At 58.8% G+C, this 23,392-nt stretch carries 21 protein-coding genes; 9 read left to right on the forward strand and 12 right to left on the reverse strand.

Annotation, left to right across the window (positions count from 1 at the left end; all coding sequences use genetic code 11):
• Nucleotides 1–5: 5 nt before the first annotated feature.
• From fabZ to rpsB, 12 genes are all read right to left on the reverse strand, one after another.
• The gene (gene fabZ / locus ACMG4M_RS10150) at nucleotides 6–446 is read right to left on the reverse strand and encodes a 3-hydroxyacyl-ACP dehydratase FabZ (RefSeq protein WP_035244646.1); all 441 of its coding nucleotides are present in this window, start codon (nucleotides 444–446) and stop codon (nucleotides 6–8) included.
• 36 nt (nucleotides 447–482) lie between these two features.
• Entirely contained in the window at nucleotides 483–1,493 is a 1,011-nt protein-coding gene (gene lpxD / locus ACMG4M_RS10155; RefSeq protein WP_414429916.1) for a UDP-3-O-(3-hydroxymyristoyl)glucosamine N-acyltransferase, read from the reverse strand.
• Complete coding sequence (locus ACMG4M_RS10160; RefSeq protein WP_035244650.1) at nucleotides 1,493–1,990, reverse strand: OmpH family outer membrane protein; 498 nt, start codon at nucleotides 1,988–1,990, stop codon at nucleotides 1,493–1,495. The genes lpxD and ACMG4M_RS10160 overlap by 1 nt, the downstream gene beginning before the upstream one ends.
• Before the next feature lie 10 nt (nucleotides 1,991–2,000).
• Nucleotides 2,001–4,364, reverse strand: coding sequence for an outer membrane protein assembly factor BamA (gene bamA, locus ACMG4M_RS10165; RefSeq protein WP_198030600.1), 2,364 nt, complete (start codon nucleotides 4,362–4,364; stop codon nucleotides 2,001–2,003).
• Complete coding sequence (gene rseP, locus ACMG4M_RS10170) at nucleotides 4,361–5,668, reverse strand: RIP metalloprotease RseP (protein WP_272997133.1); 1,308 nt, start codon at nucleotides 5,666–5,668, stop codon at nucleotides 4,361–4,363. The genes bamA and rseP overlap by 4 nt, the downstream gene beginning before the upstream one ends.
• Nucleotides 5,662–6,846 (reverse strand): 1-deoxy-D-xylulose-5-phosphate reductoisomerase, encoded by a 1,185-nt coding sequence (ispC, locus tag ACMG4M_RS10175; protein ID WP_035244654.1) that lies wholly within the window; start codon nucleotides 6,844–6,846, stop codon nucleotides 5,662–5,664. The genes rseP and ispC overlap by 7 nt, the downstream gene beginning before the upstream one ends.
• A complete protein-coding gene (locus tag ACMG4M_RS10180) occupies nucleotides 6,843–7,667 on the reverse strand; it encodes a phosphatidate cytidylyltransferase (protein WP_035244656.1) in 825 nt (274 codons plus the stop codon). The genes ispC and ACMG4M_RS10180 overlap by 4 nt, the downstream gene beginning before the upstream one ends.
• Before the next feature lie 2 nt (nucleotides 7,668–7,669).
• Nucleotides 7,670–8,449 carry a polyprenyl diphosphate synthase gene (gene uppS, locus ACMG4M_RS10185; protein WP_035244658.1) on the reverse strand — a complete coding sequence of 260 codons (780 nt, stop codon included), beginning with the start codon at nucleotides 8,447–8,449 and terminating at the stop codon, nucleotides 7,670–7,672.
• A 235-nt stretch (nucleotides 8,450–8,684) separates the two neighbouring features.
• Nucleotides 8,685–9,242: a ribosome recycling factor gene (gene frr, locus ACMG4M_RS10190; protein ID WP_035244660.1), complete on the reverse strand. Its 558-nt coding sequence runs from the start codon at nucleotides 9,240–9,242 to the stop codon at nucleotides 8,685–8,687.
• Between the two features lie 120 nt (nucleotides 9,243–9,362).
• Nucleotides 9,363–10,097, reverse strand: a complete 735-nt coding sequence (gene pyrH / locus ACMG4M_RS10195; protein ID WP_035244662.1) for a UMP kinase — start codon at nucleotides 10,095–10,097, stop codon at nucleotides 9,363–9,365.
• Between the two features lie 264 nt (nucleotides 10,098–10,361).
• The gene (tsf, locus tag ACMG4M_RS10200; RefSeq protein WP_035244664.1) at nucleotides 10,362–11,240 is read right to left on the reverse strand and encodes a translation elongation factor Ts; all 879 of its coding nucleotides are present in this window, start codon (nucleotides 11,238–11,240) and stop codon (nucleotides 10,362–10,364) included.
• 65 nt (nucleotides 11,241–11,305) lie between these two features.
• Nucleotides 11,306–12,064, reverse strand: coding sequence for a 30S ribosomal protein S2 (gene rpsB / locus ACMG4M_RS10205; protein ID WP_035244666.1), 759 nt, complete (start codon nucleotides 12,062–12,064; stop codon nucleotides 11,306–11,308).
• Between the two features lie 297 nt (nucleotides 12,065–12,361).
• Here rpsB and map point away from each other — a divergent pair, with 297 nt between their 5' ends.
• From map to ACMG4M_RS10250, 9 genes are all read left to right on the forward strand, one after another.
• The gene (gene map, locus ACMG4M_RS10210; protein WP_035244668.1) at nucleotides 12,362–13,156 is read left to right on the forward strand and encodes a type I methionyl aminopeptidase; all 795 of its coding nucleotides are present in this window, start codon (nucleotides 12,362–12,364) and stop codon (nucleotides 13,154–13,156) included.
• A gap of 76 nt (nucleotides 13,157–13,232) precedes the next feature.
• Entirely contained in the window at nucleotides 13,233–15,905 is a 2,673-nt protein-coding gene (locus tag ACMG4M_RS10215; RefSeq protein ID WP_035244669.1) for a [protein-PII] uridylyltransferase, read from the forward strand.
• Between the two features lie 4 nt (nucleotides 15,906–15,909).
• On the forward strand, nucleotides 15,910–17,091 hold the full coding sequence (gene dapC / locus ACMG4M_RS10220; protein ID WP_035244671.1) for a succinyldiaminopimelate transaminase: 1,182 nt from the start codon (nucleotides 15,910–15,912) through the stop codon (nucleotides 17,089–17,091).
• A 203-nt stretch (nucleotides 17,092–17,294) separates the two neighbouring features.
• Nucleotides 17,295–17,642, forward strand: coding sequence for an ArsC family reductase (locus tag ACMG4M_RS10225; protein WP_084573361.1), 348 nt, complete (start codon nucleotides 17,295–17,297; stop codon nucleotides 17,640–17,642).
• A 45-nt stretch (nucleotides 17,643–17,687) separates the two neighbouring features.
• Nucleotides 17,688–18,722, forward strand: coding sequence for a 2,3,4,5-tetrahydropyridine-2,6-dicarboxylate N-succinyltransferase (gene dapD, locus ACMG4M_RS10230; RefSeq protein WP_035244673.1), 1,035 nt, complete (start codon nucleotides 17,688–17,690; stop codon nucleotides 18,720–18,722).
• Between the two features lie 148 nt (nucleotides 18,723–18,870).
• Nucleotides 18,871–19,998, forward strand: a complete 1,128-nt coding sequence (dapE, locus tag ACMG4M_RS10235) for a succinyl-diaminopimelate desuccinylase (protein WP_035244675.1) — start codon at nucleotides 18,871–18,873, stop codon at nucleotides 19,996–19,998.
• 97 nt (nucleotides 19,999–20,095) lie between these two features.
• Nucleotides 20,096–20,296: a DUF1656 domain-containing protein gene (locus tag ACMG4M_RS10240; protein WP_035244676.1), complete on the forward strand. Its 201-nt coding sequence runs from the start codon at nucleotides 20,096–20,098 to the stop codon at nucleotides 20,294–20,296.
• A gap of 9 nt (nucleotides 20,297–20,305) precedes the next feature.
• Nucleotides 20,306–21,184 (forward strand): HlyD family secretion protein, encoded by an 879-nt coding sequence (locus ACMG4M_RS10245; protein WP_035244678.1) that lies wholly within the window; start codon nucleotides 20,306–20,308, stop codon nucleotides 21,182–21,184.
• Nucleotides 21,181–23,277 (forward strand): FUSC family protein, encoded by a 2,097-nt coding sequence (locus ACMG4M_RS10250; protein ID WP_052042434.1) that lies wholly within the window; start codon nucleotides 21,181–21,183, stop codon nucleotides 23,275–23,277. Before ACMG4M_RS10245 ends, ACMG4M_RS10250 begins: the two co-directional genes overlap by 4 nt.
• Nucleotides 23,278–23,392 lie beyond the last annotated feature (115 nt).

Raw genomic sequence — 23,392 nt, forward strand, 5'->3', positions numbered from 1 at the left:
CCGGCTCAGACCTTCTGTTCTGCCACCAGCATCTCGGCACTGGCGACGATCTTGCCATCAACCTTGGCCTCACAGGCGAACTTGAGGATATTGCGTTTGGCCATGATGAACTCGGCACTAAGATGCAGCGTGTCACCCGGTACAACCCGACGCTTGAAGCGTGCGCGGTCAGTGCCAACCAGCAAATAGATAAAACCGTCGCCAGGTTTCTTGTTCTCGGTAACAAAACCGAGGATCCCAGCAGCCTGTGCCATGGCCTCAATGATCAGTACACCCGGCATGATCGGTTCATGGGGAAAATGACCATTAAAGAAGGGCTCGTTGATGCTCACGTTCTTGATCGCCTCAATGCGCTTGCCGGGCTCCACATCAAGAACACGGTCAATCAGCAAAAAAGGGTAACGGTGCGGCAGGTATTCCCTGACCGCCTGAATATCCATCATCATGTGTTCCACACAGGCAAGTGCCGCAATACGCGGTCGTTAATCGCTTGAACGTTCCAGTTTGCGCACGCGGCGAGCCAGATCATCAAGATTTCGGAAGCGAGCCACATTTCTACGATAGCGACTCTGGGTATCTACGGGTAACGCTGAGCCATAAGTACCCGGCTCTTTGATTGAACTCGACACCAGTGACATAGCCAGTATCTGCACCTTGTCACAGACTTCGATGTGCCCGGCAATGCCGGCAGCCCCACCGATCAGACAGTAGGCACCGATCTTGGCAGAACCTGCAATACCAGCTTTACCCGCGATAGCCGTATGGTTCCCGATCACCACGTTGTGGGCGACCTGGATTTGATTATCCAGAATCACACCATCACCGATCACAGTATCTTCAATGGCACCCCGATCCACGGTGGTACCGGCGCCGATCTCCACATCGGCGCCGATGACAACACCACCGACCTGATGCAGCTTGGTCCAGCCGCCGCCATTGAAGGCGAAGCCAAAACCATCGCCTCCAATCACGCAATTGCCATGTATGATAGTGCGCGGGCCCAGTGTCACACCATGATAAATTGTAACATTTGGCCAGATCTTGCACTGATCCCCGATCACTGAACCGGCGCCCACCACGGAATTGGCCATGATCACGGCCCCCTCGCCTACCGTTACCCCGGCATCGACCACCGCATTGGGACCGATGGAGGCAGAATCGGCAATCCGGGCCTGGGGATCCACCACAGCAGAGGGGTGAACCCCCGGCGTTGCTACCGGTGCGGTTTCGAAAAAGGCACTGGCTTGGGCAAAAGACAGATACGGATCTTTCACGATCAGCGCAGGTACCGGGCAGAACTCCCGCTGGGACTCAGGGATTAACACCGCTGCTGCCCGCGTCTGTTCCAGAAAACTGCGATAGCGGGGATTAGCCAGAAAGGTCAGCTGGCTGTCCGTGGCAGATTGTATCGTCCCCATACCGTCTACCGGCTGGTCGGGATCTCCGACCAGCTCGGCACCCAGTTGCCGGGCCAGTTCACCGAGAGTCAGCATTACTTCATCTTGTTCAATTGTTTGGTCACCGCTTCAGTGATATCCAGATCCGGCTTGGTGTAAATCACTGCCTGAGCGCTGACAACCAGGTCCAAGTTTTCTTTCTTGGCCACTTCGGCAACGGCGCTTTGCAGTTTAGGTTCCATTTCCTGCAGCAGTTCACGCTGGGCATCGTTAGCACGCTTTTGCAGTTTGCGCTGCAGGCTCTGGATTTCGATCATTTTCTGCTGACCTTCGGTCTGCATCTGCTCCTGTTGATCAGATGACATGGTCATGCCTTCTTTTTGCATTTTTTCCTGCATCTTGCCCACTTCTTGACGCAGGCTGTTGAGACGCTGCTCATCGGCACCCAGCTCTTTTTCCAGTGCGCTCATGCGGGATTTTACGTTGTCAGCCGCCTGAAGCGCACCGATGGGATCAATCACACCCACACGACTTTCGGCCATTGCCAGAGCCGGCAGCATTACAGCAAAAACAGCGATCCATTTTTTCATCATTATTAAGCTCCTAAAAAGTCTGTCCCAGAGAAAATTGGAAAACTTCCGTATCATCGCCAGTCTGGTCATTCAGCGCCTTGGCGAGGTTGAAACTGAGCGGGCCAATCGCTGTCAGCCAGGTCAGGCCTACCCCCACGGAAGTACGCAGGTCTGTGGCTTCGAAGTCGGCCACAATGTCACTGCGTTCGGTTTCAAACACGTTGCCCGCATCGGCGAACAGGAAGGTTCGCACGCTTCGGGATTCCGGCGCAAACGGCGTCGGGAAAATCAGTTCCAGGCTGGCTTCGGTGAGCAGGTTACCACCGATGGGATCCGGGTCCGGGTCACGGGTGCCGTTGAGGAAAAACGCCAATCCTTCAGAACGCGGGCCCAAGGAGCGGGATTCATAGCCACGCACCGAACCGATGCCGCCGGAGTAATAGTTCTCGAAGAACGGCAGTACGGCATCGTCGCCATAACCATCCCCGTAAGCCACATCTGCACGGGTGCGCAATGTCCAGCGCTGAGTGATCGGGAAATATTTCTGGCCGTTCCAGTTCAATTTATAGAAGCCATAGTCCGATCCGGGGACTGCCACTTCCAGTCCAAGACTGCTGGACCAACCGCGATCTGGCAACACACCTCTGTTCAGCGTGCTGGTCTGCAAGGAGGCATTGAACTTGTATTCATTGAACTCCCTACCTTCCTTCTCCAGGAAATTGAAAATATCCACGGCCACGAAATCACCGCTCGTAATATCGGTTTTCTCATAAGTGCCGCCGAAACTCAGCCGTGAGTATTCAGAAATCGGATAACCAAAGGTCACCGAGCCACCCAGGCGATCCGCCGCATAGGAGGCTACAGAGGTTTCATCAAAATCAATCTTGGAATAGAACAGGCTGAAACCACGGCTTACCCCGTCCAAGGTGTAGTAGGGGTTGTAGTGAGAAAAGCTGTAGGAATCCCGGATATCCGAACGGCTCAGAGCGAAAGACACCCGATTACCGGAGCCACGCCAGTTGTTCTGGGTGACATTGGCACCAAAGATAAACCCTGAGGCATCGGAAAAACCCACATTAGCGCCGATGGAACCAGAAGGCTGCTCTTCCACCTTGTATTCCACGTCTACCAGATCTTCGGAATTCGGCACACGGGGAGTGTCAGCTTCCACGACACTGAAGTAACCCAGACGCTGCAAACGCTGTCGAGACAAGTCCACCAGGGAGGTATTCGCGGGTGCCTGTTCAAACTGGCGCAGCTCGCGACGCAGCACTTCGTCATCAGTTTTAGCATTGCCGCTGAAGTTGATACGGCGCACGTATACTTTGCGCCCGGGCTCCACGTAGAACGTCACATCAACGGTGTTGTCTTCATCATTGGCGTTGTGGTCGCGGCCGTTGACCTCGGCAAAGGTATAACCTTCATTGCCAAGACGGCGCTTGAGCAGGTCATTGGTGTAGGTCACCAGCTGCTGGCTGAACACCTGCCCTTTTTTGACGATCAAGAGCGGCTCAAGCTGTTCCTCGCCCACCACAAGATCACCCGCCAGGCTCACCTCATTGACGGTGTACTGCTCACCTTCCGCCACGTTGACCGTGATAAACACACTGCGACGATCCGGAGTCACCGATACCTGGGTGGATTCGATGGAAAAATTGATGTAGCCGCGATCAAGGTAATAAGAGCGCAGCCGCTCCAGGTCGCCACTCAGTTTCTGCCGGGAATATTTGTCATCACCCTTGATGAAGGACCAGAACCCGGTGGAATTCAGCTCGAAATCCTTTAGCAACTCTTCATCATCAAACAGATCGTTGCCGACAATATTGATATCACGAATACGGGCGGCCTTACCTTCGTAGATCTCGATCTTGAGTCCTACCCGGTTGCGAGGCAACGGCACAGATTCGGTCTTGATATCGGCCCCATAACGACCCTGGCTAACGTATTGCCGCTCCAGCTCACCGGCGATCGCCTGCAATGTGGAGCGCTGGAAGACTTCACCTTCGGCAAGACCGGCTTCAGTGAGCCCCTTGCGCAGGTTTTCCTCGTCGATGGACTTGTTGCCGGATAGTTCAATGCGGGCAATGCTGGGGCGCTCAGCCACAACCACTACCAGATCATCGCCATCACGGCCCAGTTGCACATCCTCGAAGTTGCCGGTGGCAAACAGACGCTGTACCGCATCAACGATCTGATCCCGGTCCACCGTGTCACCTGCCTGAATCGGCAATTCCGCATAGACCCGCTCCACCGGCAGGCGCTGAAGCCCTTCCACACGCACATCGTGCACCTTGAACGGCACCAAGGATTCCGCGCTCGCCCAAGGTGCCAGACACAGGCAGGCTACCGCCAACAGGCCCTTCAGGGGGCGGTTTAGTTTGTCCCCAAATATCATGAAAACTGCTTCACCAAGTCGTTGTAAATGGCCAGTAGCATAAAGCTGATGACTAGCGTCAGCCCTACCCCTTGCGCGGCCATAAGAAACCGCTCCGGTAAACTGCGACCGCGAATCATTTCAATGATTCCAAAGAAAATCCAGCCGCCGTCCAGCATGGGTACCGGGAGAAGATTGATAATACCGAGAGTGATGCTCAGATAGGCCAGCAGCGCCAGAAAACTGGCGATGCCATAGGACGCGCTCTCCCCGGCCACCTGCGCAATGGTAATGGGGCCGCCCAGATTATCCAGGGACAACTTGCCCGTTACCAGTTTTACCAAGCTTGCCCAGACCACTTCGCTCTGTTCCGCAAAACGTTCGGCGGCCGCCACAATGGCACCGCCGGCTCCGAATTGCTGCTGGTAAATGCCGCCCATGGCTACGCCAATACGGCCGAAACTCTGCTCTCCTTCAGTCACTGTTTCCGGGGTGACAGCAAAACGCCGCATTGCCCCGTCTCGCAGCACAGTCAGCTCCAGAGTCTGGTTCGCAGACACCATGATGGTTTCTTGCCAGGCCTGCCAGCCGCTGACCGGCTCGCCGTCCAGTGCAATCACCTGATCACCGGCGAGCAAGCCTGCCTGATCTGCGGCGCTGCCCTCGACAACCTCGCCAATCAGCACCGCCTGACTGATACCCAGTGCATCCAGTGGCAACTTCTCCAGGTCCGCAGACCAGGGCGACGTATCCAGCTCGCGAACCGCCGTATCACCGGATGCGGTGGCTACCGTTACCGGGAGTTTTTCCTTTTCTCCCAGATGCAGAATCAATTCGTTGTAGAAAGGACGCCAGCCCTCAACAGCGGTGCCACCCGCCTCCAGAATGCGGTCTCCGGGGGCAAAGCCGGCCTGTTCCGCCACCGTCCCCGGTGCCACCGGCCCCACCACCGCCTGCATGCGACTCTGGCCGAAACCGACCATCAGCAGCCAGTAAATGAGCATGGCAAGAATGAAATTGAATACCGGGCCAGCGGCATAGGTGATCACCCGTTGCCAGGCCGGTTTGCTGGAGAACTCGCCCGGGTCACCTTCGGCAGTTTCATCTTCACGGGCATCCAGTGGCTTTACGTAGCCCCCCAGAGGGATCCCGCTGATTACCCATTCAGTCCCTTTTTTGTCAGTGAACCGGAACAGCTTGGGGCCAAAGCCCACAGAAAAAGTCAGCACGCGAACGCCAAAAGCACGCATGGCGAGAAAGTGGCCCCATTCATGGAAGGCCACAATAATGACGATGGTGACAACAAAAGCCAGAAGCGTCAGCATCCGCGTTCCTTGATCAGTTGGCAGGCCATTTCACGGGCCTGGCGGTCGATTTCCATCACAGCATCCACATCCATACAGGCGGGTGAGGCCTGCTTTTCCAATGTCAGTTCCACGACCGCCGGAATGCCCATAAAGTCCAGCTTGCCAGCCAGGAAGGCGGCAACCGCCTCTTCATTGGCGGCATTCAAGACCGCCGTGGCAGTGCCTCCGGCGCGCATGGCATTCCTCGCCAGCCCCAGACAGGGAAAACGCTGCAGATCCGGCGCCTCGAAGTTCAGTCCTATCAGGGCGGAAAAATCCAGGCGCTGGGCACCGGATTCCACCCGCTCCGGCCACGACAAGCCGCAGGCAATCGGCGTTCTCATATCCGGTGTACCCAGTTGCGCCAGTACCGAGCCGTCCCGGTAGGCCACCATGGAATGCACCACACTCTGCGGGTGCACCACCACATCAATCATGTCCGGGGACACATCGAACAACCAGCAGGCTTCGATGAATTCCAGGCCCTTGTTCATCAGGGTGGCGGAATCCACCGATATCTTCGGGCCCATGTCCCAGTTTGGATGTTTCACCGCCTGCGCCGGCGTCACCGCCGCAAGATCGGCGGTACTGAATTCACGGAACGGGCCGCCGGAAGCCGTGAGCAAGAGGCGCTCCACGCCGGCATTGACTCCCTCATCCGGCAAGCACTGGAAGATGGCGTTGTGTTCGGAATCCAGTGGCAGCAGCGTGGCACCGTGACGCTTTACCGCATCCATAAACAAGGAACCCGTGACCACCAGGGCTTCCTTGTTGGCCAACAGCACTCGCTTGCCGGCTTCCACCGCCGCCAGTGTAGGCCTGACACCAGCCGCACCGACGATGGCCGCAACCACCGTATCCGCATCCGGATGAGCCGCCAAATCCGCCAGGGCCTTGGGCCCGGATAATACCTCAACTTGAGACCCGGCCTCAGCCAGATGGTTCCTGAGTGCCGCCGCCGCCGCCGGGTCGGACATGGCGACAAAACGGGGCCGGACTGTCTGGCACAGCTCCGCCATCAGCTGCCAGCGGGAACTGGCCGTGAGGGCAAACACCTCATAGCGTTCCGGATGCCGGCGCACCACATCCAGGGTCTGCTGGCCGATACTGCCAGTGGCACCCAGGATAGTCAGACGCTGTCTGGCAGGAGGTGTCACAGACTGCCTCCCGGCAGGGAAAACCAGTTGAAGCCGGCCAGAGCGATGGGTAGGGCCGCAGTCACACTGTCGATGCGATCCAGCATGCCGCCATGGCCGGGCAGGATGGTGCCACTGTCCTTGAAGCCACGCTCACGCTTGACCATGCTCTCGAACAGGTCACCCAAAGCGGAAGCCAGTACCGTCAACAGCGCCACAATCATCAGTGGCAGCAACTTGGCATCGAGAAGACCGGCTGCATAGACGCCAGCCACCACTGCCAGCGCCAGGGCCACACCACCGGCGAGCCCTTCAATGGTCTTGCCGGGGCTGACCAGCGGCGCCAGCTTGTGTTTACCGAAGGCTCGGCCGGCAAAATAGGCGCCAGTATCTGCTGCCCACACCCAGAGCAGGATGAACATCAATGCCCAGGGGCCCGCCAGACCCAGCGCGCCGTCGTCCTGGAGTTGTACGATTGCTGCCCAGGAAGGCACCAGCAACAGCAACCCGACCACTGCCATAAGGGCCGGGCGGTACCAGACACGGGCATTGCCCGGATAACCGATAACCAGAATCAGTGCCAGCAACCACCAAACAGGAATAGCATTGAGCAACCAGGCAGGGCGATAGATCTCTGCCAGGGCCATCACCACACCAAGACCGATGACCCAACCGCTGCGAACCGCGGCTGACACCTTGCCCATCATGGCCGCCCATTCCCAGCCTGCCGTCAGGAAGAACGCACCTGCCACCAGGGCAAACGGTAAACGATCCAGTCCGAAGACGGCGCCCAACACAATGGGCAGCAGGATCAGCGCAGTAATCACGCGCAGTTTCAGCATTCTTATTCTCCTTTCAATCCGGCCACTTCTTCACCTGAGCGTCCAAAACGACGCTGGCGGCCGGCATAATCCTGCAAGGCGGCAGCAAAGGCGTCCGCATCAAAATCAGGCCATAACAGCGGGGAAAAAAACAGTTCGCTGTAGGCCAGTTGCCACAGCAGAAAATTGCTGATGCGCTGGTCACCGCCAGTGCGGATCAGCAGGTCGGGCAGAGGCAAATCGGCCATGGCCACATGCTGCCCAAGGACTTCGGCCGTAATTTGATCAGGCGTGATGCCACCCTGCTCCACCTGAATAGCCAGCTGACGGGCTGCCTGGGCAATATCCCACTGACCGCCGTAGTTCACTGCGATGACCACCGTCATGCGAGGATTATCGCCGGTCAGCGCCTCGGCGTCGGCCATGCCTTTCTGCAGGTCCTCGGCAAAGGCACTACGATCACCGATAAAACGGATACGCACACCATGGCCATGCAGCTCTTCCACACGACCGCCAAGGGCCTTGAGGAACAACGCCATCAGGTGATCCACTTCCCCTTGTGGGCGACGCCAATTCTCCGAGCTGAAGGCAAACAGGGTCAGCGCTTCGATACCCCGCTCTGCCGCACTGCGGATAATAGTCTGCACCGTGGTTTCACCGGCACGATGCCCTTCTTCGCCGGGCAGACCCTGTTTGCGGGCCCAGCGGTTATTACCGTCCATGATAATGGCTACGTGCCGGGGCAGTTCGCCTTGATGGGAATCGATGTCCGGGGCACTGGAGTGGATGTTTTCGCTGGCCATACTGCATCCGCCAATAACAAAAAAGCGGGCTGACGTGCACCTGAATCCGTGGTTTCAGCGTGGACGCATGGCGCAAGAATTTGTTGCCACAGGGGATTTTCCGAAGAAGTATCGTATCAGGGAATACGATCGACTGAGGACAAATTTTCTGTGGCGACAAAGGCTTACGTCAAGCGCCGCGATGAAGTCAGGGATTCAGGTCACAGCCCGCATCCGTGAATGATGACCGGTTGTGCTAAACGGTCATCAACTCCTCTTCCTTCTCTTTCAAGACCCGATCCACTTCCACCACCATCTTGTCGGTAAGCTGCTGGACAAGCTCTTCCCCGCGGCGCTCCTCGTCCTCGGAAATTTCCTTTTCCTTGAGCAGTTCCTTCAAGTCACTGTTGGCATCACGGCGAACGCTGCGCACGGAAACCCGTGCCTGCTCGGCTTCAGCTCGAACCACCTTGACCAGGTCCCGGCGGGTTTCCTCGGTCAACGGCGGCAGCGGTAGCCGGATCAGGCTACCGGAAGTAGACGGGTTCAGACCCAGGTCAGAGGTCATGATGGCCCGCTCTATCTGCGGAATCAGACTCTTGTCGAAGGGAGAGATGGTCAGGGTGCGCCCCTCTTCCACGGAGATATTGCCAAGCTGCTGCAGCGGCGTCTCCGCGCCATAGTAATCCACCGTGATATTGTCCAGCAGGCTGGGGTGGGCACGACCGGTACGCACACGCTTCAGCGCGGTATCCAGCGCAGCCAGACTCTTTTTCATGCGGGATTCTGCATCTTTGCGAATATCGTCAATCACCGTAATTCCTCGCCTTTCTTTTCAGCAGAGTCTGGAAAGCCTCGAGACGCCAACCAGACCCTTGTTATGCAACGTCCGCAGCGCGGACAACAAAAACTTCCAACAGCGGCCAGCCGGAGATTACCCGGCTTCCACCAGGGTCCCTTCGCTGCCACCCAGCATCAGGTTCAGCAGCGCACCCTTCTTGTTCATATCAAACACACGCAGAGGCATGGAGTGATCGCGGCACAGACAGATAGCCGTCAGATCCATGACTCCAAGCTTTTTATCCAGCACCTCGTCATAGGTCAAGGTGTCATATTTGATGGCCGCCGGGTTTTTCTGCGGATCATCACTATAGACTCCATCCACCTTGGTGGCCTTGAGAACCACATCGGCACTGATCTCAATACCGCGCAGACACGCCGCGGAATCGGTAGTAAAGAAGGGGTTGCCGGTACCGGCACAGAAGATCACCACTTCACCATTCTTGAGATGGCGATTGGCATTACGATGGTCATAATGCTCCACCACCCCGCTCATGGGGATCGCCGACATCAGGCGAGTGCGGATATTGGACCGCTCCAGTGCATCACGCAGCGCCAGGCCGTTCATCACGGTCGCCAGCATGCCCATATGGTCGCCTGCCACCCGGTCAAGACCCGCGCTTTGCAATGCCGCACCGCGGAACAGATTACCACCACCTACTACCAAGCCCACCTGGACCCCGATACCGACGAGCTGACCGATTTCCAGGGAAATCGCATCCAGCACTTTGGGATCAATCCCGAAGCCCTCTTCACCCGCCAGCGCTTCACCGCTCAGCTTGAGCAGAATCCGGTTATAGCGCGGCGAGCGCTCCTTGTTCGTCGGCATGTCTTGTTCTCCACCACTCATAAGAAAGCGCCACCCATGAATACCCGCTTTTACACTGTTACCGGGCTGGCAGCAGCTGCCAGCCCGGCCTTTACGCTGCACTCATCTCGCGTCGGTATATGGCCTGCTAGCACAGTACCGCCCCGCACGATGGTTGCAAGCGCTTTTCCCTGAATCGCCCGTAACAGCCGGTCAACAGGCGAAAAAAACGCCCTGCTGATCTCGCCAGCAAGGCGTTCTTTGGTCATCGATCAGTGCTCAACCTCAGCCCTTGGCCGCAGCCTGAACCTCGGCAGCAAAATCGACTTCTTCTTTCTCAATACCTTCGCCCACAACCAGACGCTCGAAAGCGACGATCTCGGCGCCAGCACCCTTCACCAGGGCACCTACAGAGGTATTGGGATCTTTCACGAACGGCTGATCCAACAAGCTAACCTCTTTCAGGTACTTGTTGATCCGGCCGCCGAGCATCTTCTCGACGATCTCAGCCGGCTTGCCTTCCATATCAGGCTGGGCACGGATGATCTCTTTCTCTTTTTCCAGCACTTCCGCCGGAACCTGATCACCGCTGATCACCATCGGGTTAACCGCAGCCACATGCATGGCCACATCTTTACCCAGCTCGGCATCGCCACCCTTCAGGGCTACCAGCACACCGATACGGCCGCCATGGACGTAAGCACCAATGGCACCTTCCGCTTCCAGCTTGGCAGCACGACGGATCTGGATGTTCTCACCGATTTTCTGAACCAGCGCCTGACGGGCTTCTTCAACGGTGGAGCCATCTTCCAGCTTCAACTCGCCAATTTTGGCGGCGTCGGTTTCGCCAGCAGCCAGTGCTGCGCCAGCGACTTTGTCGCAGAAACCCAGGAAATTGTCATCGCGAGCAACGAAATCGGTTTCCGAGTTGATTTCCACCATTACAGCCAGGGTGTTGGCGTCGTTGGTCGCAACCACGACACCGCCTTCCGCAGCGGTACGGCCGGCTTTCTTGGCCGCTTTGGCCTGGCCAGACTTACGCATATCATCAATGGCTTTTTCGATATCGCCATCCGCTTCCACCAGCGCCTTCTTGCACTCCATCATGCCAAGACCGGTGCGCTCACGAAGCTCCTTAACCATTGCAGCAGTTACAGCAGCCATGATTATCCTCTCAATTTGGTAAGTTTCGGTAATACAGGCAGGCCGCAGGGGCCTGCCTCGACGGATCAACCTTCGGCTTTCTCGCCTTGGGCCTCGTCGGCTACCTCGACGAATTCGCTTTCACCACCGGTCTGGTTCTGGGCGTACTGCTTGCCTTCCAGGATGGTGTCGGCGGCCGCTGTCACGTACAGCTGAATAGCACGGATAGCGTCGTCGTTACCCGGGATCACGTAATCCACGCCATCGGGGTTAGAGTTGGTGTCCACTACCGCTACAACCGGAATACCCAGCTTGCGGGCTTCCTGCAGGGCAATGTCTTCGTGATCCACGTCGATCACGAACAGGGCATCGGGCAGACCGCCCATGTCCTTGATACCGCCGATGGAACGCTCAAGCTTGTCCATCTCACGCTTGCGCATCAGGGCTTCTTTCTTGGTCAGCTTGTCAAAGGTGCCGTCCTGGAACTGGGCTTCCAGCTCGCGATACCGCTTGATGGACTGACGGATGGTTTTCCAGTTGGTGAGCATGCCGCCCAACCAACGGTGATCAACGTAGGGCATACCGCAACGCTGAGCTTCTTCGCTCACTGCTTTCTGCGCTGCACGCTTGGTACCAACAAACAGGATCTTGTTGTTGCTGGCAGCCAGCTTGTTCAGAAACGCCATGGCGTCATTGAACAGGGGCAGGGTCTGTTCCAGGTTGATGATGTGAATCTTGTTACGGGCGCCAAAGATGTAAGCGTTCATCTTCGGGTTCCAGTAACGGGTCTGGTGGCCGAAGTGCACACCGGCCTTCAGCATATCGCGCATAGTTACGCTGGACATTGTTAATACTCCACTTTGGGTTAGGCCTCCACGCCCCCGCATAAACCCAACCAGCACCCTGTAAACAGGAATACCAGCACCCGGAGCTATGTGACGGGGCATGTGTGATTTCCTTCCCCACCCAACGGCGGTTACAATGCGGCACTTGTTGCCACATGGCCGTCGGTGAGCGGGAAAGCGCGCGCTTTATACCACAGATGCCCTTTGCGAGCAACGCCAAAGGCGCATTGCCGGCACAGAGAGCGCCGTCTCACACCCGCTCAACCCACTGAAATAGCTGGAGTTTCCTCAAGTCTCATGAATGTTGTCATCAAAACCCCCGAACAGATCGCCAAAATGCGCGAAGCCGGCAAACTGGCCGCCGAAGTCCTGGAAATGATCGGCGAGCACGTCAAGGCAGGGGTCACCACCGAGGAACTGGACCGCATCTGCCACGATCATATCGTCAACAAACAGCATGCCATCCCCGCCTGTCTGGGTTATGGCGGCGCGCCGGGTCGCATTCCATTCCCGAAATCCGTCTGTACTTCGGTGAACCACGTGGTCTGCCACGGCATTCCCAATGACCGTAAAGCGCTTAAGAACGGCGACATCGTCAATATCGACGTCACCGTGATCAAGGATGGCTGGCACGGCGATACCTCCAAGATGTTTTATGTAGGAGAGCCCTCGGTACTGGCCCGCCGGCTAGTAGAAATCACCCGCGAGTGCATGATGGCCGGCATCAGAATGGTCAAACCCGGAGTCCGCCTGGGTGATATCGGCAACCGTATCCAGAAAATGGCCGAGGGAGAACGCTTCTCAGTGGTCCGCGAATATTGCGGCCATGGCATCGGTGAAGGGTTTCATGAAGAGCCCCAGGTGGTGCATTACGGCAAGCCTGGCACGGGTCTTGAATTACAGGAAGGCATGGTGTTCACCATCGAACCCATGATCAATGCCGGCAAGGCGGCAAACAAGCTGCTGCCGGACAACTGGACCGTGGTCACCAAGGATCGCAAATTGTCTGCTCAGTGGGAGCACACCATCGCTGTAACCGCCGATGGTTACGAAGTTCTCACCGCCCGAGGCGAAGAGACCGATTTGTACTGACACGGGCCGCCAACCGGTTTCCTGCCAGTAACCGTTACGGTTGCTGGCCTGCCCGCAACCCCACCACAGGACATTCATGACCTTCTCCCCTGCCCTGCCCCAGGAACAACTGTTTGAGGCCCTCCAGGAAAGCGCCCAACCGGGCCAGTATGCCCGCCAGTATCTGGAGCAGGGTCAGGAGCGCCTGAACCAGGCCTTTGCCTCCACCGACATTACCGAGCTGGTCCGCGACCGGGCTGATCTGGTAGACCAAGTGATGATTGCCGCCTGGTCCCTGTTTGGACTCGCCGAACGCGATGGCGTGGCACTGGTAGCCGTGGGCGGCTATGGCCGGGCCGAGCTTCACCCCTGTTCTGATGTGGACGTGCTGGTACTGATGGCCGACAGCCCGGATCAGACCCTGCGCGACTGCCTGGAGCGTTTCGTCGCCTTCCTCTGGGATATGGGCCTGGAAATCGGCCATGCAGTGCGCACTCTGGATGAATGCGTGGAGCTGGCCCGCGAAGACATCACCGTTGCCACCAACATCATGGAAGCGCGCACCCTGGGCGGGAGCGATACCCTTCGCTTGCAACTGGAAGAGCGTACCGGCCCCGAGCACATGTGGGATTCCGCTGCCTTCTTCGCCGCCAAATGGCAGGAACAGGTGGCCCGCCACAAGCGCTTCAATGACACCGAATACAACCTGGAACCGGATCTGAAGAATGCGCCGGGCGGCCTGCGCGACGTGCAAATGATCGCCTGGGTAGCCAAACGCCACTTCAATGCCGACAGCCTGGAAGCCCTGGTGGATGTGGGCTTTCTGACCGCCGAAGAATACGGCGTGCTGCGCAAATGCCTGGATTATCTCTGGGAAGTGCGCTGGCAATTGCACGTACATACCGAGCGCAACGAAAACCGGCTGCTATTCGATCATCAGCGCCAGCTCGCCACCCGTCTGGGCCACGAGGATTCCAGCGCCAATCTGGCGGTGGAACATTTCATGAAAGGCTTCTATCGGGTAGCGCTGGCCCTGTCGGTACTCAATGAGATGCTGCTGCAACTGTTCGACGAGGTAATCCTGCACAACGAGAAGCCGGATCAGGTGCGCCCCCTCAATCGCCGCTTCCAGGTACGCAACGACTACCTGGAAGTGACCAGTCCGCAAGTCTTCGAAAAACACCCCAGCGCCCTGCTGGAAGCCTTTGTACTGATGGCCCAGAACCCCCAGCTTAAAGGGATTCGTGCTTCTACGGTGCGAGCCCTTATCTACAATCGAAGGCAGATCAACGAGGCGTTCCGCAACGACCCGGAAAACACCGGCCTGTTCATGCAGTTGCTGCGCAGCCCCCACGCCCTTTTTTCGCAGCTGCGACGCATGAAGCGCTACGGTATTCTCGGCAAATACCTGCCGGAGTTCGGCGGCATCATCGGCATGATGCAGTACGACCTGTTCCACATCTACACTGTGGATGCTCATACCCTGCTGGTAATCAAGAACATGCGCCGGCTGCGCTATGAAGATCTGCGCGAGGAATTCCCGCTGGCCAGCGAGGTATTTTACCGCCTGCCCAAGCCGGAACTGCTCTACGCCGCCGGCCTTTACCACGATATCGCCAAGGGCCGTGGCGGCGACCATTCCGAACTGGGCGCCGAAGACGCCATTGCCTTCTGCCAGCGCCACGGACTTACCGCCTGGGATGGCAAGCTGGTGGCCTGGCTGGTGAGAAGTCATCTGACCATGAGCGTGACCGCCCAGCGCAAGGACATCTCCGACCCGGACGTGGTCTACGAATTTGCCCGCAAGGTGGGCGACCTGGTGCACCTTGATTATCTCTACGTGCTGACCGTGGCCGACATCAACGCCACCAACCCCACCCTGTGGAACTCCTGGCGCGCCTCCCTGCTGCGTCAGCTATATACCGAGACCAAGCGTGCCCTGCGGCGGGGCCTCAACAACCCGGTGGAAAAACAGGACTGGATCGACGAAACCCGCGATGCAGCAATGAAAATGCTCACCGAGCGTGACCACGATCCCAAAGCGATCGAATCCCTGTGGGCGAACATCGGCGACGAATACTTCCTGCGCGAAACCCCCCGGGATATTTCCTGGCATACCGAAGCTCTGCTGGACCGGGATGATCCGGAAGACCCCCTGGTGCTGATCCGCGAATCCAGCCAGAGCGTGCTGGCCGGCGGCTCGCAGATCTTTATCTACACCCCGGACACCCGCAACCTATTCAGCGCCACGGTGAACGCCCTGGACACCCTGGGCCTGACCATCATGGACGCGCGCATCATTACCAGTGCCGACGGCTTCAGCCTGGATACCTATATCGTTCTTGACGAGAACGGCACCCCCATTGGCGAGGACTGGCCGCGCATTGAACAGATTCGCAAAATGCTCACCGAGACCCTGAAGCATCCAGAACGCTTCTCCTCCACGGTGAGCCGACGCATGCCTCGTCGACACAAACATTTCGATGTACCTACCCAGGTACTGATCAGCAACGATATCGTCAACGACCGCACCGCCGTGGATATCCAGACCCTGGATCGCCCCGGCCTGCTCGCCCATATCGGCCGCATCTTCATGCGCTTCGAGTTGCTGGTGCAGAATGCCCGCATTGCCACCCTCGGCGAGCGCGTGGAAGACGTCTTTTTTATTACCGATCTCGATGGTGATCCGGTTTCCGACCCGGCCCTGTGTCAGGAGCTGCAGGAAACCCTCATCAAAGAACTCGACGACAAGAACAACGGAAACTCCTGACCCTATGAATCCAGATCTGGAACGGTTGCACCCTTACCCGTTTGAAAAACTGAAACTCCTGTTCAAGGATTTGCCCACCTCGGACAAGTCGCCCATTGCCCTGTCCATTGGCGAACCCAAGCACCCCTCGCCAGACTTTGTACAACAGGTGCTGGGCGACAACACCGCCCTGCTGTCGCGCTATCCGACTACTGCCGGCATTCCGGAGTTGAGCGACGCCATTGCGACCTGGCTCAAGCGCCGCTTCCACCTCAACAGCGTGGATGCCAGCAGCCAGGTACTACCGGTGAACGGCACCCGGGAGGCCCTGTTTGCCTTCACCCAGGCCGTCATTGACCGTCAGCGTCAGCCACTGGTGCTCATGCCCAACCCCTTCTACCAGATCTATGAAGGCGCCACCCTGCTGGCCGGTGGCGAGCCCATGTACCTGCCCTGCACCGACGACACCGGCTTGCAGCCGGATTTCGACGCGGTCAGCGAAGACACCTGGATTCGTACCCAGCTGCTGTTTATCTGCACTCCCGGCAACCCCACTGGCGCCACGCTTACCAAGGCCCAGCTCAAGGCCCTGATACAGCTCGCCGACAAGTATGATTTCGTCATCGCCTCGGATGAGTGCTACTCGGAAATCTACCGGGACAAGCCCCCCGCCGGCCTGCTTCAGGCCTGTGCGGAACTGGGCCGGGATGATTACCGCCGCTGCGTGGCATTCCACTCCCTGTCCAAGCGTTCCAACCTGCCGGGGCTGCGCTCCGGCTTTGTGGCCGGCGATAGCGAAATCCTCAAAGGTTTTCTGCGCTACCGCACCTACCACGGCTGCGCCATGCCCATTCATCACCAGCTGGCCAGCATCGCTGCCTGGAATGATGAAACCCATGTGGAAAAGAACCGGGCCCTTTATCGGGAAAAATTCGACGCGGTACTGGACATTCTCGGCGGCCCACTTAAGGTATCCGCCCCGGCTGCCGGCTTTTACCTTTGGCCGAAAACACCGATCTCCGATGAGGAATTCGCCCAGCGTCTGCAAGCGGAGCAGAATGTCACCGTACTGCCCGGCCGCTACCTGTCACGCACAGTGAATGGCAAAAACCCGGGCAAGAACCGGGTACGAATGGCGCTGGTGGCTCCGCTGGAAGAGTGTGTAGAAGGGGCGAAACGCATCAAGGCGTTACTGGATACGCTATAACATCGCCGTAGGAGCGTCGCTGGCGGCGCGATCAAAAACCAGGATCAAAAGCGATTTCACCACAGAGGGCACAGAGCACACAGAGTAAAACCCGTCTTTTCCTCAGTGATCTCTGTGCCCTCTGTGGTAAACAGCGCTTTTCAGGTTATGGGCTATCGCACCGCCAGCGAGGCTCCTACGGAAAGGCTCGAAGAGGAATACACATGGAACTGACCATCTTCGGTATCAAAAACTGCGATACCATGAAGAAAGCCATAAAGTGGCTGGATGACAACGGCGTTGGCTATCACTTTCATGACTACAAGAAGGAAGGCGTGCCCGAGCAACGTCTTCGTCAGTGGCTGGAAGCGCTGGGCTGGGAAACCGTGATCAACAAACGCGGCACCACCTGGCGCAAGCTTGATGACGCGGTAAAAGAATCCATGAACACGGAAAAGGCCATTACCGTGGCGACGGAGAATCCGTCCATCATCAAGCGCCCGATCCTGCAAAACGACCATTTCATCCTCGCCGGTTTCAAGGCCGACGAGTGGAAAGACACTTTGAATTAAGAAACGTCAGACGCCTGACGTCCGACGCATTGAAGAGAGGACACCATGAGCAACTTTTTCGCCATCGCCCTGGGCTGCGGCACCAAGAACCGCAATGACAACTGGCTGGAAGTGTTTTATCCGGATCCGGCTCTCAATCCGGATGACAAACTGGTCGAAGTCATCCGTGAAGAACTGGGTTACCAGGGTGGCAATGCCGCCATCGAGCTGACCCACCGCCAGGTACAGCACATCGCCCGCGAATGGCGCGAAGCCGGCTTCGAGCACGAAGCCAGCTATGGCGTTGCCTTCCAGGAGTCGGACCGTCCGGTGGTTCTCACCGTACTGGAAACCGATGCGGAGCCCGCGTCCACACCAGAGGCCTACCTGAAGCTGCAGCTGATCTCTCACCGCCTGGTGAAGCCACACGGCGTCAACCTGTCCGGCATGTTCCCGCTGCTGCCTAATGTGGCCTGGACCAACGAAGGGGCCGTGGACCTGGACGAACTGCCTGAGCGTCAGCTGCTGGCCCGTCTGAATGGCAAGGTGCTGGAAGTGAACAGCGTGGACAAGTTCCCCAAGATGACTGACTACGTGGTGCCCAAGGGCATACGTATCGCCGATACCGCCCGCGTCCGTCTGGGCGCCTATGTGGGCGAAGGCACCACCATCATGCATGAAGGCTTCATCAACTTTAACGCCGGTACCGAAGGCCCGGGCATGATCGAAGGTCGCATCTCTGCTGGCGTCTTCGTCGGCAAGGGCTCCGACATCGGCGGTGGCGCCTCCACCATGGGCACCCTGTCCGGCGGCGGCAACATCATCATTTCCCTGGGTGAAGGCTGCCTGCTGGGCGCCAACGCCGGTACCGGCATACCGCTGGGCGACCGCTGCACCATCGAAGCTGGCCTCTACATCACATCCGGTTCCAAGGTGCAGCTGCTGGACGACAAGGGCGAGATCGTGGACACCGTCAAAGCCCGCGATCTGGCCGGCCAGTCCGACCTGCTGTTCCGCCGCAACACCACCAATGGTGCCGTGCAGTGTCTGACCAACAAGAGCGCCATCGCCCTGAACGAAGAACTGCACAAGCACAACTGAGGCACCAAGCCCCGACCGGGCCACCTGTAGGAGCACCTCTCGAGGTGCGAACAAAGGCCAGAAGCGAGTAACTCGTGACTCGCAACCACCCTTCGCACCTCAAGAGGTGCTCCTACAGCGGCTTTGAATCACCGATACTGGAATACCCATGTCCCGCACCCTCGACTACACCAAAGAACTCATCCGCCGTGCCTCCGTCACTCCCGAGGACGAAGGCTGCCAGGACTGGATGATTGAAAAACTGGAAGCGCTTGGTTTCCAGTGCGAAACCCTGTGGTTCGAGGAAGTGCGCAATCTGTGGGCACGGCGCGGTACGCAAGGGCCGGTGTTTGCCTTTGCCGGTCACACTGACGTGGTGCCCACCGGGGATGTGTCGGCGTGGAAGTACGACCCTTTCACACCCACCGAAGAAGGTGATCTGCTCTATGGGCGCGGCACCGCGGACATGAAAGGCTCCATCGCCGCCATCATGGTGGCCATTGAGGATTTTGTGGCGGCGCATCCGGACCACAACGGCAGCCTGGCCCTGTTGATCACCGCCGATGAGGAAGGGCCGTCAGTGAACGGCACCGTCAAGGTGGTCGAGCATCTGCAGGCCCGCAATGAACACATCGACTACTGCCTGGTGGGCGAACCCTCCTCCACCAACACCGTGGGCGATGTGATCAAGAATGGTCGCCGTGGCTCCCTGGGCGCACGCCTCACCGTCAAAGGCATTCAGGGGCATGTTGCCTACCCGCACCTGGCCCGCAACCCGGTCCATGATGCGACACCGGCCCTGGCCGAGCTGGCCGGCACCGAATGGGATCAAGGAAACGATTTCTTCCCGGCCACCAGCTTCCAGATTTCCAACATCAACGCCGGCACCGGGGCCACCAATGTGATCCCCGGCACCTGCGAGGTCATTTTCAACTTCCGTTTCTCCACGGAACTGACCGATGCCCTGCTGCGCGAGCGTACCGAGGCGGTCCTGGACAAACACGGCCTGGATTACGACCTGCAATGGACCCTGTCCGGGCAGCCGTTCCTCACCGATCGCGGCGCCCTGGTGGATGCTGCCGTCACCGCTATCCGTGATGTCACCGGCCTCGACACGGAACTGTCCACCGCCGGCGGCACCAGCGACGGACGTTTTATTGCCCCCACCGGCAGCCAGGTAGTGGAGCTCGGGCCCACCAATGCCACCATCCACAAGGTGGACGAGCACACCAGCATCAGTGAGCTGGATACGCTGACCGGAATCTACACCCGCCTGCTCGAAAAGCTGATGCAGTGAATCGCCAGCAGAAATAGGCATCAAGCCGACCTCTCCTACAGGTGCCCCGGATTATCCGTTACCATGCTCGGTAACGTGACACTGCCAGGGAACGACGATGTGGCTGCATGAAATTCCGGTTGGCGGACTGCTGATCAGCCCCATGGTGCTATTCGTGCTGCTGGGCATGATGCTCACCCTGTTGACCTTCCTGCTGCTGCGCAAACTGGGTTGGCATCAGCAACTCTGGAAAAGTGCCTGGGTCTATCTGTCACTGTTTATCTGCTTTGTAGCCCTTTTCCTGAGAGCGCTGAGTTAGGGACAATTCATGCAACAACCGCTACGCATTCTGCTCACCGTAGTTCTGGTCATTCTGGCCCTGCTGGCCGGCAACTGGGTGTGGAATTATTACCTCTATGCTCCCTGGACCCGCGACGGCAAGGTGCGCGCCGAGATCATTACGCTATCCCCGGATGTGTCCGGCTGGGTCAGCGAGCTGCACATTCGTGACGACCAGACCGTGCAACAGGGCGATCCCCTGTTCCGGATTGATGACATCCGCTACCGGGCCACACTTGCCCGGGCCGAAGCCCAACTGCTCCACGAGCAGGAGTCCCTGCGCCTGGCGGAACATCAATACGAACGGCGCAAACGCCTGCACGCCGGCAACAGCATCAGCCGTGAAGAACTGGACAGTGCCCGTATCGAGGCCCAGCTTGCTGCCGCCAATGTGGCGCTGGCCGAGGCAGAACTGGCCAGCGCCAGAATCAACCTGGAACGAACCCGTGTGGAAGCTCCCGCAGACGGCACTATCGTCAACCTGACCCTGCAGCAGGGTAACTTCGTTAATCAGGGCACGCCGGTAGTGTCGATGGTCAAGACTGGCAGCTTCTATGTCACCGGCTACTTCGAGGAAACCAAGCTGCCCATGGTGGAAGTGGGCCAGCGGGCCACAGTGGTACTGATGAACGGCGCCCGCAAACTGCGCGGCAAGGTCACCAGCGTGGGCCAGGCCATCGCCAATGCCAACACTCAGACTGACGGCCAGCTATTGCCCCAGGTCCAGCAGACCTTCAACTGGGTGCGCCTGGCCCAGCGCATTCCTGTGCATATCGAGCTGGACCACATTCCCGATGACATTCTGCTGGCCGCTGGCATGACTGCCACCGTGCGCCTCCACGAGCAGGACACCAAGAGCGAGCAATGAAACTGGATCCGCGACTGGCTGTTCTGCTCACTCCTGACCGCCAGTCTGTCCTGTTCGCCGCCAAGGGCGTCATCGCCATGGCCCTGGCACTCTATCTGTCCATGCTGCTGCAACTGGACCGGCCCTACTGGGCGCTGATCTCCGCCGTGTTCCTGCAAGTCCGCCCGGAAACCGGGCTGGTGATTGAAAAAGGCTTCTGCCAGATCGGCGGCACCCTGGTAGGCGGCGCCATGGGCCTACTGATCCTGGCCTGGCTACTCCCCTACCCGGCCCTGGCCATTGGCGCACTGACCCTGTGGATCGGCCTCAATGCCGGCGCCTCCGCCTGGGTGCGCCAGGCTAATTTCATCTACGGTTTCGCCATGGCGGGCATCACCGCCACCCTCATCGTGGTGCTGGCCATCGCCGACCCGGCCAATACCTCCAGCCTGGGCATATTCCACATTGCCAACGCCCGGGTCAGTGAGATCATTCTCGGCGCCGTCTGCGCCACTCTGGTAAGCAGCCTGCTGTGGCCAGTACGAGTCAGCGGTCTGCTCAAGGAGCATGCCCGCACCGCCCTCAACCAGACACTGGCCTATCTGGAACTGGAACTGGACCCGACGGGCACTCACGCCAAACGCCACAACCAGGTGGATACCCTGCTGCAGGGTATTTTTGCGCTCAGTGATGACAGCAGCGCCGTTCACTACGAGGGCAGCCATGGCCCGGGGCGGGCCCGGGCGGCTACCGTGATCTGCCACAAAACCCTGTCACTGGTAGCCCGCATCCGCGTGATCGGGCGCCTGATGCGTAACCATGATGATCTGCTCACCCCGGCCTTGCGCGACCTGCTTGATGCCTTGCGCACCGCCTTCCAGCGCATGCGCGAAACCCGCTCCGCCGAGCAGGCCATGAAAGAAGCCCAGACCCTGCGCCAGCAACTGCGCGAAGCCCGCGGCGAGCAAGCCGAGGATGCCCCGCCTCTGCAGCGGCGCTTCTTCCAGGTCAGCCAGAACCTGACCGCTGACCTGATCCTGGCTCTGGAGGCCAACCGTGCCCTGCATTTCAGCCATGAAGTGCAACTGCGGCCACAGGGCCTGCGGCCTTACCGGGATCTGCAGATCGCCGCCGCCGTGGGCCTGCGCAGTGCGCTGGTGTTTGCCCTTGCCGCCGGTCTCTGGGTAGGCACTGCCAGTCCCATGGCCATCATGCTGATGATCATGCCGGTCATGTTCACCATTCTCTTTGCACGTCTGCCAGAGCCGGATCAGGTGCTGAAACGGGCCACCTTCAGTTCTGTGCTGGCCACCCCGGTGGCCCTGTTTTTCACCCTCCCCCTGCTGGCGCTCAATAACGGCAACTTTCCCCTGCTCATCCTGATTCTCGGCGCGCCTTTGTTTGTCGGCCTGCTGGCCATCAGCAAACGCCTGACCCTGCCCCTGGGGCTGGGCTTCTGTACGCCCTATATCATTCTGGTGCAGCCGGGCAACGCCATGGATTTTGACGTGGCCCGGGTGGCCAGTAACGGCCTGGCAATCACCGCAGGAATCGCCATCGCCTTCCTCATGTTCCGGCTGATTACGCCCCCCAATGGCCCCAACCTGCGCCGCCGACTGATCCGCCAGACCGCCACCGACCTGACCTTGATGGGCAATACCTCTGCGACCACGACGGGCACCGCCAACATCAATGAGGAATGGTTCAATGCCCGCATGGCCGACCGTCTGCGCTGGCTGACCATCTGTGACAAGGCCCTGCCCGAGGCCCAGCGCCATTTCACGGACCTGGGCCTCACCGGACTGAACCTGGGCCAGGTTTCCCTGTGGATTCAAAGTCGCCTGCGCAGCAATGCAACACCCGCGCTGCTCGACAGCGCCGATCGCTGGCAACTGGCCCTGGCTGCGGCCTACCAGGCCTGTTCCCGTGGCGCCGTCGACCAGGGCTTTCGCCAGCAATCGGAAAGGCTCAAACTGGCTATGGACGATGCTGGCAACCTGGCTCAGCGTGACCGTGAGTTGATTGCCGGCGCCCTGGAACGCATTGCCCTGACCTTCGAGCGCATGGCGTTCCGGCTGACGGAAGCGCAGCAAAGCCGTGGCGTCACCGCCTGAAATCGGCCCGAACAGCACTAGCCACAATGTCTACTCTGTGTTTACCTATGTGCCTTTCCCGGAGTCAGACACTGGCCCTCTCAGAACAGCCCGCAGGCCGCCTTTGCGACCTGCC

Source organism: Alcanivorax sp. IL3 (assembly GCF_047495465.1).
Taxonomy (GTDB): Bacteria; Pseudomonadota; Gammaproteobacteria; order Pseudomonadales; family Alcanivoracaceae; genus Alcanivorax; species Alcanivorax jadensis.

Coding starts and splice junctions, on each gene's coding strand:
- ACMG4M_RS10215 (WP_035244669.1), top strand. CDS start 13,233: ATGACCTTCTCCCCTGCCCTGCCCCAGGAACAACTGTTTGAGGCCCTC.
- ACMG4M_RS10250 (WP_052042434.1), top strand. CDS start 21,181: ATGAAACTGGATCCGCGACTGGCTGTTCTGCTCACTCCTGACCGCCAG.
- uppS (WP_035244658.1), bottom strand. CDS start 8,449: ATGGCCAGCGAAAACATCCACTCCAGTGCCCCGGACATCGATTCCCAT.
- dapD (WP_035244673.1), top strand. CDS start 17,688: ATGAGCAACTTTTTCGCCATCGCCCTGGGCTGCGGCACCAAGAACCGC.
- map (WP_035244668.1), top strand. CDS start 12,362: ATGAATGTTGTCATCAAAACCCCCGAACAGATCGCCAAAATGCGCGAA.
- dapE (WP_035244675.1), top strand. CDS start 18,871: ATGTCCCGCACCCTCGACTACACCAAAGAACTCATCCGCCGTGCCTCC.
- fabZ (WP_035244646.1), bottom strand. CDS start 446: ATGATGATGGATATTCAGGCGGTCAGGGAATACCTGCCGCACCGTTAC.
- ACMG4M_RS10180 (WP_035244656.1), bottom strand. CDS start 7,667: ATGCTGAAACTGCGCGTGATTACTGCGCTGATCCTGCTGCCCATTGTG.
- dapC (WP_035244671.1), top strand. CDS start 15,910: ATGAATCCAGATCTGGAACGGTTGCACCCTTACCCGTTTGAAAAACTG.
- ACMG4M_RS10240 (WP_035244676.1), top strand. CDS start 20,096: ATGTGGCTGCATGAAATTCCGGTTGGCGGACTGCTGATCAGCCCCATG.
- ACMG4M_RS10225 (WP_084573361.1), top strand. CDS start 17,295: ATGGAACTGACCATCTTCGGTATCAAAAACTGCGATACCATGAAGAAA.
- lpxD (WP_414429916.1), bottom strand. CDS start 1,493: ATGCTGACTCTCGGTGAACTGGCCCGGCAACTGGGTGCCGAGCTGGTC.
- bamA (WP_198030600.1), bottom strand. CDS start 4,364: ATGATATTTGGGGACAAACTAAACCGCCCCCTGAAGGGCCTGTTGGCG.
- rseP (WP_272997133.1), bottom strand. CDS start 5,668: ATGCTGACGCTTCTGGCTTTTGTTGTCACCATCGTCATTATTGTGGCC.
- pyrH (WP_035244662.1), bottom strand. CDS start 10,097: ATGCCGACGAACAAGGAGCGCTCGCCGCGCTATAACCGGATTCTGCTC.
- tsf (WP_035244664.1), bottom strand. CDS start 11,240: ATGGCTGCTGTAACTGCTGCAATGGTTAAGGAGCTTCGTGAGCGCACC.
- ACMG4M_RS10160 (WP_035244650.1), bottom strand. CDS start 1,990: ATGATGAAAAAATGGATCGCTGTTTTTGCTGTAATGCTGCCGGCTCTG.
- rpsB (WP_035244666.1), bottom strand. CDS start 12,064: ATGTCCAGCGTAACTATGCGCGATATGCTGAAGGCCGGTGTGCACTTC.
- ACMG4M_RS10245 (WP_035244678.1), top strand. CDS start 20,306: ATGCAACAACCGCTACGCATTCTGCTCACCGTAGTTCTGGTCATTCTG.